Source organism: Bacillus sp. JJ1122 (genome assembly GCF_036964885.1).
Classification (GTDB): Bacteria; Bacillota; Bacilli; order Bacillales; family Cytobacillaceae; genus Mesobacillus.
Genome location: NZ_JBALQL010000046.1, coordinates 1 through 17,823, shown reverse-complemented (window position 1 = coordinate 17,823; position 17,823 = coordinate 1). Strand labels below are relative to the sequence as shown.

At 38.4% G+C, this 17,823-nt stretch carries 24 protein-coding genes and 1 pseudogene; 2 read left to right on the top strand and 23 right to left on the bottom strand.

The annotated features are described in order from the left end of the window. Positions 1 to 142 precede the first annotated feature (142 nt). From V7201_RS21990 to V7201_RS21960, 8 genes and pseudogenes are all read right to left on the bottom strand, one after another. Positions 143 to 700 carry a cysteine hydrolase family protein gene (locus V7201_RS21990; RefSeq protein ID WP_335378895.1) on the bottom strand — a complete coding sequence of 186 codons (558 nt, stop codon included), beginning with the start codon at positions 698 to 700 and terminating at the stop codon, positions 143 to 145. A 55-nt stretch (positions 701 to 755) separates the two neighbouring features. After that, positions 756 to 1,271, bottom strand: coding sequence for a GNAT family N-acetyltransferase (locus V7201_RS21985; RefSeq protein ID WP_335378894.1), 516 nt, complete (start codon positions 1,269 to 1,271; stop codon positions 756 to 758). 38 nt (positions 1,272 to 1,309) lie between these two features. Then, a pseudogene (locus tag V7201_RS23275) lies at positions 1,310 to 1,450 on the bottom strand (DNA mismatch repair protein MutT); the annotation flags it as partial. 30 nt (positions 1,451 to 1,480) lie between these two features. Further along, complete coding sequence (locus tag V7201_RS21980; protein WP_335378893.1) at positions 1,481 to 1,951, bottom strand: NUDIX hydrolase; 471 nt, start codon at positions 1,949 to 1,951, stop codon at positions 1,481 to 1,483. A gap of 180 nt (positions 1,952 to 2,131) precedes the next feature. Further along, complete coding sequence (locus V7201_RS21975) at positions 2,132 to 2,476, bottom strand: VOC family protein (protein ID WP_335378892.1); 345 nt, start codon at positions 2,474 to 2,476, stop codon at positions 2,132 to 2,134. Positions 2,477 to 2,524: 48 nt separating this feature from the next. Continuing rightward, positions 2,525 to 3,292: a Nif3-like dinuclear metal center hexameric protein gene (locus V7201_RS21970; protein ID WP_335378891.1), complete on the bottom strand. Its 768-nt coding sequence runs from the start codon at positions 3,290 to 3,292 to the stop codon at positions 2,525 to 2,527. A 115-nt stretch (positions 3,293 to 3,407) separates the two neighbouring features. Further along, positions 3,408 to 3,977, bottom strand: a complete 570-nt coding sequence (locus V7201_RS21965; RefSeq protein WP_335378890.1) for an MEDS domain-containing protein — start codon at positions 3,975 to 3,977, stop codon at positions 3,408 to 3,410. 193 nt (positions 3,978 to 4,170) lie between these two features. Further along, positions 4,171 to 5,343, bottom strand: coding sequence for an FAD-dependent monooxygenase (locus V7201_RS21960; RefSeq protein ID WP_335378889.1), 1,173 nt, complete (start codon positions 5,341 to 5,343; stop codon positions 4,171 to 4,173). Between the two features lie 195 nt (positions 5,344 to 5,538). Here V7201_RS21960 and V7201_RS21955 point away from each other — a divergent pair, with 195 nt between their 5' ends. Both V7201_RS21955 and V7201_RS21950 read left to right on the top strand, forming a co-directional pair. Then, positions 5,539 to 5,931, top strand: coding sequence for an NUDIX domain-containing protein (locus V7201_RS21955; protein ID WP_335378888.1), 393 nt, complete (start codon positions 5,539 to 5,541; stop codon positions 5,929 to 5,931). Positions 5,932 to 5,953: 22 nt separating this feature from the next. Next, a complete protein-coding gene (locus V7201_RS21950) occupies positions 5,954 to 6,520 on the top strand; it encodes a histidine phosphatase family protein (RefSeq protein ID WP_335378887.1) in 567 nt (188 codons plus the stop codon). Positions 6,521 to 6,662: 142 nt separating this feature from the next. On the opposite strand, the gene V7201_RS21945 is transcribed toward V7201_RS21950, so the two are convergent. The 15 genes from V7201_RS21945 to V7201_RS21875 form a co-directional block, all read right to left on the bottom strand. Next, positions 6,663 to 7,235 carry an NUDIX hydrolase gene (locus V7201_RS21945; RefSeq protein ID WP_335378886.1) on the bottom strand — a complete coding sequence of 191 codons (573 nt, stop codon included), beginning with the start codon at positions 7,233 to 7,235 and terminating at the stop codon, positions 6,663 to 6,665. Positions 7,236 to 7,469: 234 nt separating this feature from the next. Further along, entirely contained in the window at positions 7,470 to 7,931 is a 462-nt protein-coding gene (locus tag V7201_RS21940) for a DinB family protein (protein WP_335378885.1), read from the bottom strand. A gap of 38 nt (positions 7,932 to 7,969) precedes the next feature. After that, complete coding sequence (locus tag V7201_RS21935; RefSeq protein WP_335378884.1) at positions 7,970 to 8,548, bottom strand: O-methyltransferase; 579 nt, start codon at positions 8,546 to 8,548, stop codon at positions 7,970 to 7,972. A gap of 86 nt (positions 8,549 to 8,634) precedes the next feature. Continuing rightward, positions 8,635 to 9,000: a cupin gene (locus V7201_RS21930; RefSeq protein ID WP_335378883.1), complete on the bottom strand. Its 366-nt coding sequence runs from the start codon at positions 8,998 to 9,000 to the stop codon at positions 8,635 to 8,637. Between the two features lie 154 nt (positions 9,001 to 9,154). Beyond that, entirely contained in the window at positions 9,155 to 9,499 is a 345-nt protein-coding gene (locus V7201_RS21925; protein WP_335378882.1) for a DUF952 domain-containing protein, read from the bottom strand. A 26-nt stretch (positions 9,500 to 9,525) separates the two neighbouring features. Beyond that, positions 9,526 to 9,993, bottom strand: a complete 468-nt coding sequence (locus tag V7201_RS21920; RefSeq protein WP_335378881.1) for an NUDIX hydrolase — start codon at positions 9,991 to 9,993, stop codon at positions 9,526 to 9,528. Between the two features lie 58 nt (positions 9,994 to 10,051). Beyond that, complete coding sequence (locus tag V7201_RS21915; protein ID WP_335378880.1) at positions 10,052 to 11,542, bottom strand: amidase family protein; 1,491 nt, start codon at positions 11,540 to 11,542, stop codon at positions 10,052 to 10,054. A 103-nt stretch (positions 11,543 to 11,645) separates the two neighbouring features. Next, a complete protein-coding gene (locus tag V7201_RS21910) occupies positions 11,646 to 12,656 on the bottom strand; it encodes a phosphotransferase enzyme family protein (protein ID WP_335378879.1) in 1,011 nt (336 codons plus the stop codon). A 26-nt stretch (positions 12,657 to 12,682) separates the two neighbouring features. Next, complete coding sequence (locus tag V7201_RS21905) at positions 12,683 to 13,660, bottom strand: quinone oxidoreductase family protein (RefSeq protein ID WP_335378878.1); 978 nt, start codon at positions 13,658 to 13,660, stop codon at positions 12,683 to 12,685. Between the two features lie 85 nt (positions 13,661 to 13,745). Then, complete coding sequence (locus tag V7201_RS21900; RefSeq protein ID WP_335378877.1) at positions 13,746 to 14,363, bottom strand: FMN-binding negative transcriptional regulator; 618 nt, start codon at positions 14,361 to 14,363, stop codon at positions 13,746 to 13,748. A gap of 21 nt (positions 14,364 to 14,384) precedes the next feature. Continuing rightward, positions 14,385 to 15,257 (bottom strand): GNAT family N-acetyltransferase, encoded by an 873-nt coding sequence (locus V7201_RS21895; protein ID WP_335378876.1) that lies wholly within the window; start codon positions 15,255 to 15,257, stop codon positions 14,385 to 14,387. A 67-nt stretch (positions 15,258 to 15,324) separates the two neighbouring features. Further along, a complete protein-coding gene (locus V7201_RS21890; RefSeq protein ID WP_335378875.1) occupies positions 15,325 to 15,618 on the bottom strand; it encodes a YciI family protein in 294 nt (97 codons plus the stop codon). A gap of 173 nt (positions 15,619 to 15,791) precedes the next feature. After that, a complete protein-coding gene (locus V7201_RS21885; protein ID WP_335378874.1) occupies positions 15,792 to 16,265 on the bottom strand; it encodes a CcdC family protein in 474 nt (157 codons plus the stop codon). A gap of 84 nt (positions 16,266 to 16,349) precedes the next feature. Beyond that, positions 16,350 to 16,709, bottom strand: coding sequence for a response regulator (locus tag V7201_RS21880; RefSeq protein WP_335378873.1), 360 nt, complete (start codon positions 16,707 to 16,709; stop codon positions 16,350 to 16,352). Positions 16,710 to 16,902: 193 nt separating this feature from the next. Continuing rightward, positions 16,903 to 17,610, bottom strand: a complete 708-nt coding sequence (locus V7201_RS21875; RefSeq protein ID WP_335378872.1) for a cytochrome c biogenesis CcdA family protein — start codon at positions 17,608 to 17,610, stop codon at positions 16,903 to 16,905. Between the last annotated feature and the right edge of the window lie 213 nt (positions 17,611 to 17,823).

Here is a 17,823-nt window from a genome sequence, read left to right as displayed (position 1 = left end):
GAAAAGATTCACTCTTTTTTACAGTATTCTGTAAATGCTTAACATAGCAGCAGCTGTGTAACAAAGTACTCTTTTACATTTTCAGGCACATTTTAGCTGATAAAGATTTATTTCCTCTATTCGTTGATTAACGCAATGTTTCTTACTTGTATTCTAAATGCTTATGTTCATATATATCCTCATGTGAATCCCTTACAAATATAAAATGATCAATATTATCGAGTCCGTGCAAATTGCAATTATGGTGAGCAATGATTTGCTCAGCTTTCAAAACCTTATTATCCGTTGTTGAATGACCATCCGCCACTAACGTAACATCATAGCCAAGAGTGGTCGCGCTTCTTGCAGTGGTGTCCACACAATACTCAGTCTTCACCCCAATGATCACTAAATGTTCACATTGCAATTCGTCCAAGGTTTTTTTGAGATCTGTCATAAAAAATGCATTTGTAGCTTTCTTCTTTATGACAGTATCCGTGGTTAATGGAAGAATGTCAGGGTGAATGCTATGCTGTTCGGGATTATCACTTCCAACATCTAGATCTTGAATATAGACAACTGGAACATTGCTTTCTCTGGCATTTTTAATCACATTTGTCATCACTTGCATTACCGCTTCTTTTTTATAAACAGGCCCAATGGAAGGACCCTCAATGATCCCCACTTGTGCATCTATCACTAGTAAAACGGTTTTGGACATATATTTAATTCCCCCAGGTAAAAAGATAAATTGTTAAAATTTTATTCGCAAATTGTTATTCTATTCCTTTAGATTCCGCAAAGAGATTCAGATGAAGGATAAACATTTCTCCTTCCCTTCCCATTGCTCGAATCCTTTTATCAATAAAACCGCCGTTCAAATACACCTTCTGAGCAATCTCATTTGCATGATTTACAGCCAAGATGATTTCATTTTTTGATGGGAAGTGCTCTCTTACAAATGAAGGCAATAAATTCATTGATTTTTTTGCTATTCCCTTCCCCTGAAAAGTTGCATTAACGGAATATGCTCGCAAAAGAATAGCATCCTTATTATCACTAAATTCCTTCGCTCCATCCCAGCCGTGAAGAACAAAAAAACCCGCCAGCTCATTGCCATAAAAAATGACGACAGGATGACGTTCACGATCTATTTCACACATTTTTAAAGCTTCAAGCGGCATCGCCGTATATTTTTTCTGATTTTCATGCAGAACGTACCCTTCTAATAAAGAAGAATATTCTGGCTTGAAAAAATCTAATGAAACAGATTCCTGTTCAGTAATGGACATAACTGTTTTACTCCCCAATGCTTATGAATTGACCGTTAAGAAGTTTCAACAATACTTTCTGGAATACAACTTTGCCCCCGGGGCTTAAAATGGTCATGCTGCCGATCAAGAAGCAAAACCTTATCTTCATTTTGAATCATACAAACTGTCCAAATTTTATAATTTATGGCATTACCCATGGTTTCTCCTCAAATTTGTCAGCAGGTCTTCTAGTTTTCTCCGTTACCCGAAAGCTGCTTACTAAAAATATCTAATGCGTAGATTTCTTTCTTCAATAAACGGTTCGCAATTTGCCTGATAACAGATTCATCCCTCAGTACGCCAGAATCATAAGTTAAAATTCCCTCAAGTGTGATCCATCTTGCATCAATAATCTCATCCTCTTGGAGCTCTAGAGCACCTCCGATAATTTCACCAGTAAAATGAAATAGGATGACTTGATGATTAGAACTGCTTATAAAATTATACACACCGGTTGTGCCCGTAAGACTAACATCATAACCGGTTTCTTCTTTTACTTCCCTGCAGGCAGCATCAAGAATGCCTTCCATATATTCAATACGACCTGATGGAAAATTCCACTTGTTATACGCACTTGGCTTCATTTCCTTGATCATTAATACTTTATTTTCCTTTAGAATCGATACACTCGCTACTAAAACGATTGATTTTTCAGCCATTCATTCACCCCATCTTATAACATCTTTTATTGGAACTATCCAAGGATATTTATAAATCTCAATTTTTTAGTTTCCAATTAGATTGTTCTGAAGAGTTTGCGATCAGTGATCTTAACTCCCAAAATAATCAACCCAAATGTAGTTACCCTTCTACTAAATGATCGTTTTGAATGTGTCTTCCTATTTATATTCAAAGAAACCTAGGCGATTTCCCCAAGGATCAGTGAATGTTGCCCATTTAACAGGGACTTCTTCTCTTGAGTAAATTTCAAAGTGGTCTACATTTAACTCTTTAATCATTCTATTTCTGGCATCTTCAATTGATATTACACCCAACCGAAAAGGTCCACTTCCTTCTGATGGGGCACCCTCAGCTACTTGAAGCCAGCATCGGGGCAGAAGCTCCCACTCTGCAAAGCCTTCATGAGGTGTTAGATCCGGTTCTTTATTTAGTAACGTTTTATACCATTTTAATCCTTCACTAAAGTCAGAAACTCGTACCTGATAGGTCATCTCATAAATCATAGAATATCCTCCTTTCAATAACGGGGTTAAGAGCAATTTCAATTGTAATTACTCGTTCGGTCCTAATTCAAAATGACTTTCATCCAATCTAACATTTTTGATGTCTTCATTTAAATCTTGTATTTTCCGCGCCAAACTTTCGACACCGAAAATTTCTGTGTATGTATGACTTCCGACCAAAAGGTTTATTCCTGCGAATTGAGCATACTGGATTGTATAAAGAGTTGCTTCACCCGTAATATATGTATCACAGCCTTCATCAAATGCAGTTTTTAAATGGTTAGTAGCATGACCTGCCCCTGTCAGTAAACCAACCCTTTTTATCTCTTTATCATTATTTCTCCACGCTCTGATGGGCTCACATAATTCATTGGACATTTTGTCTACGAGAACATCGAAACCCACAGGCACCTTAAACTCACCTAATCCTGGCGTTTCACCTTCATCTGTAAAAAATGAAGGCTTCAATAATTCATCAACGCCTAATTTGTCCATAAGTGATGTGCAAGTCCCAAAATCGATATAATCTAATGGACCGTGAATCCAAAAATGGCTGATATTATGCTCAATAAGTTTTTTAATACATTCCTCTCTTAATCCATAAACAAAATCCCATGCATCATGATGCGTTAGCAACAGATCTACATTATTTTCCGCAGCCTTCTCAATAATCTCAATCGATAAATTAGTAGAATATCCTATTACCGATATGGTATTATTCGACCTATTGGTAAATCCGAAATCGTCATTTAATTTTTCCAATAAATCATGATGAAATAATCTTTTTATAGAGTCTTCAAATTGCTCTAGGTTCATATTAAACACCCCACCTTACAATTATTCTAAAGAGAACAGTAAATTCCTGCTGGATTTACAAAATCCAACATTTTCAGATAAAAAAAGCTGCCAATCGGCAGCTTGAACATATTATTTAAATGGTTTTTTGGTCCCTCAAATAATACACTTGATCATCAGTAAGCATGATTCCATGGCATCTAATCAGGATTTCTACTAGTTCTCGTGGTGTCCTGTTCGCATCATAAGCACAAACTGAAATGACTCCTTTATCTTTTATATGCATATCAACATCATTTTCATATTGTTCGATGCTATTCGTAATATCATTACCGTCAGACCATTCAATCAGTCCCCATGTGCAGACTGGAACTTGGGATCCTAAATAAGGCTCTATCGTTGTTTTGAAATAATCAAAAATGGTCTGTGCATGGAAATCCCCATTTGCATAGTAAAAATCAAAGTTGTTAATAAAGTGTACGGTGTCAAACTGTTCATCATTTAAGAGATCTTTCAGATTCGTACGCAAGCTAATGATATTCCGATCATTTTCTACCACAAAGACGTGAGAACCATTTTTAACGGCAGACACAATGAAATTTAAGGCATTTTGGTGGTATTTCTCCTTATCACTAAAATGATAAAAAATATGCCCCTGATTCGTCTTTTCAAGATCTTTCATAAGCTCTGCTAGAAAATTCTCCATAAAACTATCCCCTTACATAACAACCACCATGTATTATAGCATTTTTCGGTTGAAATTATTCTATGATTCTATAATTAGTACTTATTCCTTATATAGAAACTCGTAAACTTTTTAAAGTAAAAATAAATCTTTACAAGTTAAAATTATATCCATTTATTTGAGTAATCCTGACACTATACTCTTTGCAGCCTCTCTACAATTCATGTCCCACTACCCATTTAAGGCGCTTAATTTGGATAGAATCCGGAACGATACGCAAAAACATGTTCCTGCACACAACAGCAGCTGTATGCTCCAGCTGCATAATATTGCCCATCAATCTCGATCCATGTACTATTTTTGTGGTTCGTGGAATTCTTATTTCTTCGTATTTGCTGCAAGCTTTACGAATATCATTAGGATATTTTTTTAGACAACGGGCGAGAACAATGGCATCTTCCATTGCCTGCGCTCCACCTTGCCCAAGGTTTGGCAACATAGGGTGCGCGGCATCTCCAAGCAAGGTTACTATTCCTTTGCTCCATGTTTTAATCGGTCTTCGATCAAAGATATCATGAGTAAGTATGTCCGATTCTTCAGTTGAACGGATAACCGCTTGGATCGGCTGCCACCAGTCCTTAAATAATTCCATTGCTGTCTTTTTTCTTTGTCGAGAATGGACCAGTGTACCTTGCGGCGCATTGATGGCAGCAAACCAGAATATTCGGCCTTCTCCCAAATGCGAATAACCAAATCTTTTACCATGCCCCCAAGCTTCGAAACCTCCGCCCAATTCAACTGGAAATCGGGGATCGTCGAAATATGAAATGCCGCGGAAGGCTGAAATACCAGAATATCTCAGGGTCATTGATTCAAATAGGCTATTTCTCACTTCTGAATGGGCTCCATCCGCCCCGATCAGAAAATCCCCTTGAAATTTCGAGCCATCACCAAAAGCTGTTTCTATATAGGATTCCTTCTCCTCGAGACGAACTAACTTCTTGCCTAGTTCAAGTGTGCCAGAGTTCAATTTTTTATATAAAATCCTTTGCAGTTCTGGTCGATAAATTAAATAACTGTAAGATCCATATTGCTCTGCCTGTTTATCGGTCGGCACATTCACGATAAGCTTGCCATCCCAGGTCCTGATTTCTGCTTTTTTCACAGGTGAACCTGCCTTTATAACCTGATCCGCTACTCCCAGCTTCTCCAATGCTTTCATGGCATTCGCAGCCAGCACGATCCCTGCGCCCATTTCCTTTAGCTTGGAAGCTCTCTCGAAAACTTTAACCTTCCCGCCCAGCTGCTCGAGGGCAATGGCCGCTGAAAGCCCGCCGATTCCTCCGCCAATAATGATCGTGTCCGGCAAATTCACAGTTTTAACCATGGTCATCCCTCCTAATTGAGGTGGATTGTATCTTTATACATTTTATTGTTAAAGGTTTGTCTGCTTTGTCGCCATTCTTCAATGAATGGCTTTCTAGTTTAATATTAACATATCATCTAATCATTTAAATTCGGATGGAATAACCCAGTCTATAGTGTTAAAATATGGTAAAACTACATTAAAGGAGCCATTAATATGGACAGACCACGAGCCTTTGCAGCTATTATAAAAGATGACCTTATCCTTATGACAAAGCATATCTACCCTGATAAAACCTTTTGGACTCTTCCCGGAGGAGGACTTGAGGAAGGAGAAAGTTTTGAGAACGCGGTTATTCGCGAGGTAAAAGAAGAGGTGAATTTGGATGTAGAAGTCGTGTGTTTTTTATTCACCAGGCAATACAGCGGCGGTGAAGAAAGATGTTATTTAGTTCGCCCCATAGATGATAAAACGCCACAGCTTGGGTACGACCCTGAGTTTAACGAGAATGAACAGACTCTTACTGAAGTAAAATGGCTTCCTATTGAAGGAATGAAGAAAGATTTACATGTTTCGAGAGTGATAGAAGCAATGAAAATAACTTTATGATTTTGTATAAGGAGATAAAACTATGCCAACGGAAATATATATGGTTAGGCACGCGCATTCCGGTTTCTCTTTGGAACATGAAGAAACACGCGAACTCTCTGAAAAAGGCTTGAAGGATGCGGAACGAATTACGGAAATCTTACTACAAGAGGATATCGACCATATCATCTCTAGTTCTTACATAAGAGCTAGGCAAACCGTTGAAGGGCTTGCCAGACATCTACAAATGGAGATTAAAATCGATTCACGTTTTCGTGAACGTGATTTAGCGGCCAGGGACCATTATTTTGAAAAACCGTCGGAAGCAATGCAAAAAGTATTTGCTGAACCAAATTTCAAATTCCCTGGCGGCGAGTCGAATTCAGAGGTTCAGAGGCGAGGTGTCTCAGCCCTTCGTGATGTGATCTCTAAATATAAAGGTAAAAAAGTTGCCATAGGCATCCACGGGAACATTTTGACCTGTACCATGCAATTCTTTGATCAACGTTATGATTATGAATTTTGGAAACAGACGACCAAGCCGGATATATACAAGTTGACGATTAATGAGCATTTTGAATTAAGTTCATGTGAGAGGCTTTGGGTGTAGTATGAGACAATTCCAAACCTTTAAGGCTTCTAAAAAAACAGTTCATTATAAACTTGCTAATTTAAATCATATCGCTTGTTGAAGTTAAAAATCGAGTGGACTCCTGAAAAATCTCGGGTCAACCAATTTTCCGCTCCCAAACTTACAAGCTATTGATATGTTTTGAATCAAACTCTCTTAAATAAACCTTAGCCATTAAATAAGCATTAGCTGTAAAAAGCTGTGTCCTGATGTTATGATCCTTCATTTGCTTACCAAATTTTTCAAAATCCTCAAGGTGTAATTGTAAGTCTTCTGTTTGATCAAAATCAGGCTCATAAGCCTTGTAAGCATCTTTGATCAAAAAGGTGATCACTTTATTCGTCTGAGTTGCAGGATTCACCATAAATTCCCCTAGTTTGATCGGTTCTGTGTCTGAAATATAACCAGTCTCTTCTCTTATTTCTCGCAATATACCCTGTTCAAATGTTTCCCCATATTCAATTTTACCCGCCGGTATTTCCAGAAAGGAATCATTCCCAGCATAGCGATATTGTTCCACTAGCAGAATTTGATTTTCTTTTGTAATGACTACTGCGTTTACCCAATCGGAGTATTCGTTCACATAATAATCATCTATTATGACTCCATTCGGAAGCTGGCATTTATCTTTTCTTAAATTGCCAAAGGGTGTTTTATATATGTACTCCGATTCGATTGTCATCCAGCTTTTCATAGCAACTCCCCCAACCCTTTTTAATCTGCAATTTTTATTTTTGCCTTATAGCTAAATAGTAATATTTATTTTCTTTATTAGAAAATTCTACAACAACTTCCACCCCAATTTTAGAAATCGAGTGCCAGGTAACTAAGGTATCCAACTAATCACTTTTTCGTATATTATCACTGACATTATGGGTCCCATTGCTGTGCTATTTTCATGATCCCTCTATTAATAATGGTTATGATTTCAATGAACCCCATTACTAGGATTCCAAGACCCCTGCTCTTTTCGAATATGAACTATTTGGCCAATATGATAGGTTGTGTGAATCGTCAGATGGGTAAGATCTGCGACCCATTGCTGCAACCTGTCTTCCTGCGAGTCTTTTACAGAAATGATCCATTCTGACATGATGTGGTCCATCGTTTCTACAGTTAATTTCCAGCTCCTATGGGCATTTTCAGTAAAGGTATCATCATTGCTTTCAACCCCTTTAGGATTGGTAATCCCATTAAAGCGGTTTAAATATCTCTCATTATAGTAAATTAAATGATTCACGATTTCGTGGATGCTATTGGCCGAGTTCTTCGTTTTTTCTGATGCCTGTTCTGCAGTTAGTCCTCTGAGAGCACTTTGGAGTGAAACAAACCACGTATCATGGTTATGGCAAGCATTCAATTGAGCTACGAGAATATCTTTACAGTTCATACAGCTATCGTCCTCCTACATATTGAATTGAATTATTTTCATTTTACCCTGGTAGCTAAAATAGCTGCAGTCGGTGAAGTCAGATAAATTTCGGTGGAAGATAAGCTTGGATGATTGAGCCAGAACTCGCGAACTGGATCTTGTTTACCCCGCCATTCCTCCGGCCAGTGCTCCTCAGGTGTAAAATCATCCATAAATAACAGTCCACCTATCTCTAAAATCTCAATAAGCTTATCCCCTTCTACAGATTTTACGATAGCCGCATCAGCGAAAATAAACTGAAATGGACCATTTTCACTGATTTCTTTCCAATCCCCATTAACAAACTCCGCTTGTGGATGCCTAATATGCTTTTTTACTGAATCAACTCTTTTTATATCAATATCTATTGATATAAATCGAACTCCTGGTGCTATGGAGGATAGTATCCACGAACTTCCTACTCCAAGCCCGGTTCCTACCTCAAGGATTTTCCCTTCTTTCACCTGCCCAGCCAAAACCCTTAATAATCTTCCTGCTTCATCGGTACACGAATGATTGAAATTGCTTCGCTCTGCCAATGACTTGGCGATCTGAACTAAATCAGGATAAAATGTATTCGAACGATATTTACGCACCGCTATTTAGACCACCCTTTTACTTTTCATAACCAACTCTAACCTAAACTCATCCATCTTTAGACCAAGTTTTATTTCATCTTTCCTCAAACAACCATTTTCGCCACAGCCATATACTCAGAAGGGTTCAATTCATCACTTTCAATCACTAATGCTGTCAGTCCATGTTCTGTTTTCGTTTCATGCCACTCATCTTTACCCCAGAACACCGCCACACCGGGTTTCACTTTGTAAAATTCCTTTGATTCGCTGCAAACATAGCCTTCTCCGCTCAATATCAGGAGGAGCTGAGGTTTTGTAGCCTGATGGTAGCCGATAAGACCTTTTTCATCCAAATGCATGAATCCAATTGAGGTGGGAGTTTGATTCCTTGCTATTCGTGACATGATGAAATCTGAGTCGTACATTGTAATATGCATCCCTGTTTCTTTTCGGAAATTATAAAATTCCATTCCGGACCTCCAATTAACCTAATTCGTTTTGCTTCATAATCATAAGTTACTGCCTTTTATTACCTAGATTTAACAATTCGCCAAATGGATTACATTTCCTTTCATTTTTCACATAAAAATAAGCAGCCTGTGAAAAGCTGCTTTGATCCTTTTTCTATACTTCGTCAATTTCTATGGGCAGCTCAAAGGAACCATCTTTTGATGGCTTTATAGCTACGGCTCTTATTACCGCTTCTACATTCAAAGGACCATAAATATGTGGAAACAACATGCCAGTATTGGCGGTGTCTTCATATATAATTCTCTCTTTTACTTTGCCAGCGTCTATATATAAAAGCATTAAATCAGTGTGTCCTGTAAAAAAGGAATTGGCTACCCAATTCACCTGCTCTAGAGTAGAACAGTGTATAAACCCCTCATCGTCCAAACTCGCTGGAGTATGAGCCCCTTGTGCTTGTGCTCTTTTCCAATCCTCTTCTGAAATAATATGTAAAATCACATTTATCTCCTCGATTCTAATATGTTTTATTTCCTGACGATCAAATGCTGTGGAATTAACGGCAGTTCTAGAAGGGCGGCTTTAAGAAATTCAGGATAAAGTATTATTTCTTCAAGCTTCTCAACTGGTACCCACTGATATATTAATCGTTCTCCCTCTTCACCATAAAAGGGATCGGTGCTAAAAACAAATCTTTCATCTACGATTTCAACCTGATAATATAACCCTATTTCATGATAATTCTTATCATTGTAATCAAAGAAATTTTCCGTAAACCAAAGCAAGCGCTCCACTTTCGCATCAAGTCCTAATTCCTCTTTCATTTCCCTTATGATACTAGTCTGTGAATCCTCCATAACCTCCACTCTTCCTCCAGGCAAAGCCCAGTAAGAATCCGTTCCTTGCTTGTGAATCAGCACATGACCATCCTTTACTATAACAGCCGCAACCCGATAATTAAAAACAGCACCCTCCAAATAAAACGTCGCATCCATTTTCAAATCCCCCTTCATCCCTTTAAAGCGCTGGGGGTCAGACCCCTTTATGCAGTTTCTATTCATTTTGTGTATAATGCACGTCTAGTTTTGGTGGTTTTCGGTGTTTTGTTTCTTGTTCGTATGCGTATGCTAATTTGATTAGAGTGCCTTCGCTGAATGCAGTGCTTGCGAAGGTGATGCCGAATGGTCTTCCGTTTTCCATATAACCGGCAGGTACTGTAATGGCTGGGTACCCGGCCTTGGCACAAATTGTTGAACAAATATATGCTGGGAATATGATTGCATCAAGTCCATACTCCCTCAAGGCATAATCAATCCCCTGTTCCTGAGAATAATAGAGGTCCTCCAATTTGGATAGTAGGTATTCAGGACTTTTTAACGTATTAGGGAACTTCTCTCTATATTCGAGCATGTTTTGACCGTACTTTAAGGCCTTCTCCTCATGCTTCCTGTTATACTGAATCAGTTCAGCAGCCGAATGGACTGGGACATATGCTGGCAGTTTAGCTAGATAATTATCCAGACTATGTTTCATTTCATGAGAAGGCACAGACCAGCTCCATTCTCTTTTGAATGATGGAATCTCTATGTCCTGCACGACTTCCGCTCCCTGTCTTCCAAGGACGGAAATACAATTGCTAAACAGGGTTTCATCATATTCACTTGGTTCACGAAAATCCTTTTCCTCTCCCCTGTAAACCCCAATCCGTGCCCCCATTAAGCCATTTGCATCTAAACACTCGGTATATTCCTCAAGTTGTTTGCTTCCGAGTTTAACCGTCGCTGAATCATTGGAATCATAACCTGCCATAGCTCCAAGTAAAACGGCAGCATCCGTTACATTCCTTGCTATTGGCCCCGCCGTATCCTGTGTATACGTAAAAGGAATGATGCCTGAACGGCTGAGCAAACCTACTGTTGGCTTTAGGCCAACCACTGAATTCTGCACAGCCGGGCTTAAAATGGAAGCATCTGTTTCTGTACCAACTGACAATACCGTAAAATTTGCGGCAACTGCAGCAGCAGAACCTGAACTTGATCCTCCTACAAAAAATTCGCCAGGCCCATACGGATTCAATGTCTGTCCGCCCCGGGCACTGTACCCTGCCCACATCGTCCGAGACATCCCATTTGCCAATTCAGTCATATTCGTTTTGCCCAATATGACAGCTCCAGCATCACGGAGCTTTTGAACAAGGAATGCATCCCTCTCGCTTATATGGTTTTGAAGAGCGAGCGTCCCTGCACTTGTATGCATATAGTCCATTGTTTCAATATTGTCTTTTAGCAGAACAGGAATGCCATGCAAAGGCCCCCTTGGCCCCTTCGCCTTTCGTTCTGCATCCAGCCCTTCCGCAATAAATATTGCGTCAGGATTTATTTCAAGAATGGAGTTGATCCTTGGTCCATCCTGGTCAAGCTTTGCAATCCTGTAAAGGTAATGCATCACCAATTCCTTTGATGTCAGTTCGCCATTTTCCATTCCAAGTTGTATATCATGAATCGTTAATTCTTCTATTGAAATTTGAGTAAATTTAAGTTCCATATATCCTCCTACTATAATTTGAGAAAAATAAACAACTCATATTAATTCTATTAATACGTACAAACTCCTACCATTCTGTTTAAATTAAAAAACGCTCCCGTTGTTATAAGAGCGCCTTTGGAATAAGTGATAATAATTTTTTACCGCGTTGCTTATAAAAATCAATGTGAGATTTAAGTAATTCACTATCATTATTTTCCAATATAGAAACAGTATCCTTCACAAAATTCCAGTTCATGCAGCCTGATAACCACACGAGTGAAGCAAGCCTCTTATAGTCTTTTTCATCAAGAAAGTCATCAGCACCATAGCCTTGTAAAAAAGCTTCAGCAAGCACTGGGGACATCTCTGATGAATGGATACCCTCAGTTCTCGAATACCATTTGATCAGCCATGCTAAACCTTCAATTCGGTCGTCATAGCCGATAGACTCAAAGTCGACAATGCCGATTATTTTCCTTTTTTCGTCCCAGAGGACATTAAGTGGATTTAAGTCTGATTGAATAATAAAATCCATCTCTTCATTCCTAGCCAATTCAATATGTTCTTCTGCGATACTTATGTAATGGTCAACCATGGTTATATTATTTGCGGAGATATTAGAAATACGAATCTTATCCCGCAGTTTTCCAATAAATTCTTCATATCCTACCAAGTGGGACTTTTTTGTAAAAACACTACTGGTGAAAGGATTCGAAACTTCATGAAATGTTCTTGCCATCTTTCCAAATTCCCGAGAAATAAATTGATCTCCGAGTGTAAAATGCTTGCCCTCAATCCATTCAAACAGAATAAAGTAGTAAACTTTCTCGGCCCATTTGATTTCAGTAAACGGATTACCCTCACTATCTGAAACTAGCTTCATAAAAGGAATCTGCTGATCAAAGAGGTGGCGGCAAAATTCAGTTTGCTCATATAAAATATCAGCATTCATTTCTCCAAAAACATTATTAGGGGATCGGTCTTCTTTTAAAAACCTGGCAGAATAAGCCTTTCCATCCGCCCTAATTTTAAGGTGCAAGTCATTGCTCCAGCTTTTAATTTCTTTCTCAATGATTAGCGATTTTTTTCCAAGTGAATAAGGAAGGAGCGCTTTTTTTAATAGATTTTGCATTTCATTCCTCTCTCATTAAGCCCTTATTACGATTGAACATCCAAAATAATTTTACCATGATTTAGTCTGTTCTCTATTAATTGATGAGCTTTCGCAGCTTCACTCAGATCAAATTCATGTCCTATTTTTATCGTTAATTCTTTGTTTACTAGATAAGGAATGACTTGCTCTGCCGTTTCCTTTAATAAATGGGGCCTTAGTTTTCTAGTCGTTCCCAAGCTAAAGCCAAGCAGCGACCTGCAGCTCGCGTGTACATCAGTTGTTTTCACATTGCCAATATAGCCACTGGAATTTCCGAAATGAACCAATCTTCCATACGGTGCAAGGCAGTTCAAACTATTTTCGGTTACGGAACCAGATACAGAATCCAGGATAATATCTACACCGCATCCGTCAGTAAGCTCGTTCACTCTCCCCGCAAAATCTTCATCCTGATAACAAATTACATGATCTGCTCCACTTTCTATGGCAGTTTTCATTTTATCTATGCTTCCTACAGTGCCGATTACCTTACCCGCGCCGTTGAGCTTTGCAAGCTGTATGGCTGTCGTACCGACTCCCCCTGCCGCTGCATGTACCAATACAGTTTCACCGTCTTGAATTCTGGCTACATCTTTCAGAAGTCTATGGGACAAAAAAGAAACGATTGGTGCTGCCGCAGCCGTTTGAAAATCCAGTTCATCCGGAATCGGAAAAACCAGCTTTTCAAAAGCAACCACGTATTCTGCATATGAGCCGTCCTTTGGAAAAGCCATGACCCTTTGTCCTTCTTTTAAACTCCTTACATTTGCTCCTGTTCTTTCAATATATCCTGCAGCATCAAGCCCAGGGATAAACGGAAGCTTTGCTCCCTTTTTACCATATCTTGATTTAATATCTGCAAAGTTAACGCTTGTTTTAACAACCTTAATTAAAACTTCATCTTCTTTAATTTCAGGAATATCCACATCTTCATATTTTAAGAACTCAGGACCGCCAAATTCTGTCACTAATATTGCTTTCATACATTCAACTCCTAACTAACCATTTCCCTTTAATGGTAATAGATGGGACGATGAGATGAAAATTCGAAATGATTATGCATCGTGATTAGCTAAGCTTATCAAGGTTCTTCTTCATAAGGGAGGCTGTAAGTTGGTCATTTTCTGAGGGGGAGTTCTCGAGCTGTCCGATAATTAATTTTTGCCGTTCAACAGGGTGGTTTTGGCTAAGTTTAGCCTTTGCTTCAATTTTTGAGATTTTAATTTCAAAAGCCACGATCCCTTTGTTCATTCCTTCTATATAACTTGGCTCCACACTATTTAAATTGTAGCCGCTGTGGGGTCTCTCATATTTTTCTACCATATCATCCAATGTGTTGAAAATGAATTGTTTATCCTCGATGATTATCAGCTCACCGTACACATGGATGGCAACATAGTTCCAGGTAGGAACTGCCATGTTCGTTTCGTACCAGGACGGAGATATATAGCTATGCGGACCTTGGAAAATTACCAGGATCTTCTGGGCTCGAACATCCTTCCATTGTTCATTCGTTCGAGCAAAATGTCCATACAATACCTTCTCCTCTTTATTTAATATGAGTGGAAGATGAGTAGCATAAGGCTCTCCCCCATGCTGGGAAATTAGGGTTGCAAAGCTGAAACTCTCAATTACGTCGAAAATAATGGTTTCATCATCGATTATGAAGTGCTTCGGTATATACATTAGTATTATCCCCCTTTTCTATCAGCCGAAAATTTGAGCCGCAATTCCATATAGGTGACCGTTTCTTTTAGGCATATCATTAGAATTTTTAATCATGACAGGAGGGTTGCTAACATTGTCAAATCCCCTTTTTGTTAAAAAGTCTATAATTCCTTCTGTTCCATCTGGAACATCTATTCTCAGCTTCCCGTGATGGCTTTTAGCCAGTTCATTTATCAGGTACTCTGCTATCTTAGTATTTGGTGCAACAATCGGACCTAAAATTAAATTCACTGGCCCTAATATGGAGAGTCCATAACCTATAACCCGAGCTGTAGAATCTTTTATCACTAAAGCTTGATGAGCTTGCCTAACACGAGCAGTAAGTAATTTTCGCCTGAAAACACCAAATGCATTATTATCTATGTTAATGACTTCATCTATATCAATTTCTTTTAATTCTTCAACTCTGAAAGAAAAATCCCCCGGTGGTTTCAAATTTGCAGGTTTATATGTAGTACAAATGAATTTATGTACCGATGTAACTTCTTTAAAGCCCATAATTTCATATAAAGGTTTTCCTTCAGGAGTAGCAATTAGCATGGTAGATGTCTTTTCTGTCACATAGTCAATACACATTTGAGTCGCATCTTTACCAAGGCCTTGCCCTCTGTATTCTTGATTGACAATGACCATTCCGATAGAGGCTAAGTTACCTTCGTATGGTATGATTGCTGCACAAGAAACAATTTGGCCCTCTTCACATTTATGACCCACTATTTTACCAGAAGACATTACCGTACGGATTTCATGTTCATCGTAATCCCATCCTATTGATGCTGATAAAGCTATTAAACCCGCTATATCCTTTTCATTCAAAATAGTTAATGTAAGAGTCGTTTTATATTTATTCATTAGCTTCACCTTATAAATAGATTGACGTTATGTAAGAGCGACCCATCTTGCTGAAGTATTCCTGAAATCATCTTGGTTGTATTAATGAAACACGATAGGGATGAATCTCAGCACTCATGAGTCCATGCAAAACTGCTGGATCATTTACCATGATTTCACGTGCAGCATCCATTGTTTCCGCCCTAAATACTACAATCCCAAAAGCACCATCCAAACAAGGACCCGCAAGGATAAGTTTTTCATCGGAAAGCAGCGCATTTAAATAATGAAAATGTATTTCCATAATTCCGCTTTCCTCTTCCGTCATCGTTTCAATAAAATCCTTCCTTACCGGCTTAATCAAATAAACAAACTCTTCCATATCCAAACTCCTCCCAAAGATACCTCCAACACTTCAAATAAACTGTTCTTTAAAAACTTATTTTCCATCTCTTTTTAATTCAATAAAATTGTGTTATTTCCCTTTAAATTAAAAATCCCATAAAAAAACCTCTCACCAAAAAGCAAGAGGAATAACTTTTTACATATTCGTATTTACCGAAGTCCGTTCAGCTCGCTCTGAAGCTTCCTGTACTGCAAATACATCGCAATCCGCCATGGAACGATCATTCCGAAGGCCAGGATCCAGAACATACCGCTGAGTTCGCCAACATCAATCGTACTGCTTAGCAAAAGCTTCGCGACAACACGTACAATTAGCAGGCCTATTAAAATGAATATAAATGCTTTTGATCTTTTGAGATAGATGTCCCTATCGCGGATTTCAAATTGGGAAGTTTTGATCAGCAGGATAGAAAAAAGCATGCCGACTGACAAAGCTTCAATGATTTGCAAATAATGAACCCTGAACATCGGGAAAATGAACATGAGCGCTCCTGTGCTCATGAAGATTGGCGGTAAAATGATTTTCTTTGCGCTGGCTGGTTTTTTGGCAGCTTTCATGCGCACGGCAGTAACAAAAACGGCCATACCGACAGCACCAATTGTTGAAGCCACAACATAATTCATTCACAGTTCCATCCTTTATTTGTAGATTTCCACTATTATTATAATGAAAATAAGCCATTTAAGATAGACTTAAATGGCTGGTTATTATCTTAATACCCTTGAAACTGAATCTACTACCTGAGAACCGTCGAACGGTTTGACTATAAAATCCTTTGCTCCAGCTTCAATAGCATCGACGACCATTTTCTGTTGTCCCATTGCGGAACACATAATGATTTTTGCGTCCTTAAAATCCTTTTTGATTTCTTTTACCGCATCAAGTCCGCTCATTTCGGGCATAGTAATGTCCATCGTCACAAGATCGGGTTTCAACTCGCGATATAGTCTCACTGCTTCACGTCCGTTTTCTGCTTCCCCTACGATTTCATGATTCGCTTTTTTTAGTATATTGGTTAAAGTGATTCTCATAAATTTTGCGTCGTCAACTATCAAAATTCTGGCCATCGCTGTATCCTCCCCGACAATCCAAACAAGTATTAATCTATTATATTTTCCCTATATTACAATATAACTATATTTACTAATTAATTTCAATGTAAATACAAGAACAATGTGCCGTACTGGAAAAAATATCTTATGAAAAAAATCTCAATTATGGACATATATCTCCAAGAGCAATCGAAACCTATATTGTTTTTTAAAAACCTGTAAAGTCGCCAAACAGCATAGAAAGGATCGAAATCAGTTTTGTCATCCAATCAAAAAACAGCATGATCCCGACTAAAATCATGATATAGCCGCCAATTTTAACAATCCTGGCATTGTGCTTGCGAATCCACTGCATTTTTCCTATAAAAAATGAAAGAATGAAGAAAGGAATGGCAAATCCAAGTGTATAGGCGATCATATACAGCATTCCTGATCCAGGGTTAGAACTCGCTAAAAGGATAACAGACGCGAGAATGGGACCGGTACATGGGGTCCAACCGGCTGCAAACGCCATTCCGATCAAGGAAGAACCAAAATAACCTGAAGGACGGTTCTTGAACTCGAACTTTCGATCTTTCATCAGAAATTCCGGTTTAAAAAAGCCAATGACCATCAGACCAAATGCAATGATAAAAATTGCGCCAAGCTGACGGATTAAATCCTGGTATAGGATAAAAAATTGGCCCACAAATGATGTTCCAAAACCAATTGCAATAAAGATTATTGAGAAGCCTAATAGGAAAAATAGTGTATGAAGCAGGCTGCGTTTCTGCAGCATGGCATTTTCACTTTTCAGTTCCCCGACTGACATCCCGGTAATATATGATAAGAAGGCAGGATATAACGGCAGGCAGCATGGAGAAATAAAGCTCAGGAAGCCAGCACTCAAAGCTATAAATATATTTATATCTGTCATAATCACAACTCCAATAATTAGTCGATTTGTTCCTATTCTAACAAAATTTCAAGTCCATTATAATATATAAGCTGTGAACAATTTATTAATTCTATAAAAATGATGTTTAACATTAAAATATCTGGGTAAATGAAGATGGTGTTTTATTTTAGCAGGGAATTTTTTTACAAATGTTTCTTTTGAAATCTGGCAGCATATGCTATATACTAATAT

Excerpts from the sequence above, each read along its gene's own strand:
- V7201_RS21990 (WP_335378895.1), bottom strand. The coding sequence starts at position 700 with ATGTCCAAAACCGTTTTACTAGTGATAGATGCACAAGTGGGGATCATT.
- V7201_RS21985 (WP_335378894.1), bottom strand. The coding sequence starts at position 1,271 with ATGTCCATTACTGAACAGGAATCTGTTTCATTAGATTTTTTCAAGCCA.
- V7201_RS21980 (WP_335378893.1), bottom strand. The coding sequence starts at position 1,951 with ATGGCTGAAAAATCAATCGTTTTAGTAGCGAGTGTATCGATTCTAAAG.
- V7201_RS21975 (WP_335378892.1), bottom strand. The coding sequence starts at position 2,476 with ATGATTTATGAGATGACCTATCAGGTACGAGTTTCTGACTTTAGTGAA.
- V7201_RS21970 (WP_335378891.1), bottom strand. The coding sequence starts at position 3,292 with ATGAACCTAGAGCAATTTGAAGACTCTATAAAAAGATTATTTCATCAT.
- V7201_RS21965 (WP_335378890.1), bottom strand. The coding sequence starts at position 3,977 with ATGGAGAATTTTCTAGCAGAGCTTATGAAAGATCTTGAAAAGACGAAT.
- V7201_RS21960 (WP_335378889.1), bottom strand. The coding sequence starts at position 5,343 with ATGGTTAAAACTGTGAATTTGCCGGACACGATCATTATTGGCGGAGGA.
- V7201_RS21955 (WP_335378888.1), top strand. The coding sequence starts at position 5,539 with ATGGACAGACCACGAGCCTTTGCAGCTATTATAAAAGATGACCTTATC.
- V7201_RS21950 (WP_335378887.1), top strand. The coding sequence starts at position 5,954 with ATGCCAACGGAAATATATATGGTTAGGCACGCGCATTCCGGTTTCTCT.
- V7201_RS21945 (WP_335378886.1), bottom strand. The coding sequence starts at position 7,235 with ATGAAAAGCTGGATGACAATCGAATCGGAGTACATATATAAAACACCC.
- V7201_RS21940 (WP_335378885.1), bottom strand. The coding sequence starts at position 7,931 with ATGAACTGTAAAGATATTCTCGTAGCTCAATTGAATGCTTGCCATAAC.
- V7201_RS21930 (WP_335378883.1), bottom strand. The coding sequence starts at position 9,000 with ATGGAATTTTATAATTTCCGAAAAGAAACAGGGATGCATATTACAATG.
- V7201_RS21920 (WP_335378881.1), bottom strand. The coding sequence starts at position 9,993 with ATGGATGCGACGTTTTATTTGGAGGGTGCTGTTTTTAATTATCGGGTT.
- V7201_RS21915 (WP_335378880.1), bottom strand. The coding sequence starts at position 11,542 with ATGGAACTTAAATTTACTCAAATTTCAATAGAAGAATTAACGATTCAT.
- V7201_RS21910 (WP_335378879.1), bottom strand. The coding sequence starts at position 12,656 with ATGCAAAATCTATTAAAAAAAGCGCTCCTTCCTTATTCACTTGGAAAA.
- V7201_RS21905 (WP_335378878.1), bottom strand. The coding sequence starts at position 13,660 with ATGAAAGCAATATTAGTGACAGAATTTGGCGGTCCTGAGTTCTTAAAA.
- V7201_RS21900 (WP_335378877.1), bottom strand. The coding sequence starts at position 14,363 with ATGTATATACCGAAGCACTTCATAATCGATGATGAAACCATTATTTTC.
- V7201_RS21895 (WP_335378876.1), bottom strand. The coding sequence starts at position 15,257 with ATGAATAAATATAAAACGACTCTTACATTAACTATTTTGAATGAAAAG.
- V7201_RS21890 (WP_335378875.1), bottom strand. The coding sequence starts at position 15,618 with ATGGAAGAGTTTGTTTATTTGATTAAGCCGGTAAGGAAGGATTTTATT.
- V7201_RS21885 (WP_335378874.1), bottom strand. The coding sequence starts at position 16,265 with ATGAATTATGTTGTGGCTTCAACAATTGGTGCTGTCGGTATGGCCGTT.
- V7201_RS21880 (WP_335378873.1), bottom strand. The coding sequence starts at position 16,709 with ATGGCCAGAATTTTGATAGTTGACGACGCAAAATTTATGAGAATCACT.
- V7201_RS21875 (WP_335378872.1), bottom strand. The coding sequence starts at position 17,610 with ATGACAGATATAAATATATTTATAGCTTTGAGTGCTGGCTTCCTGAGC.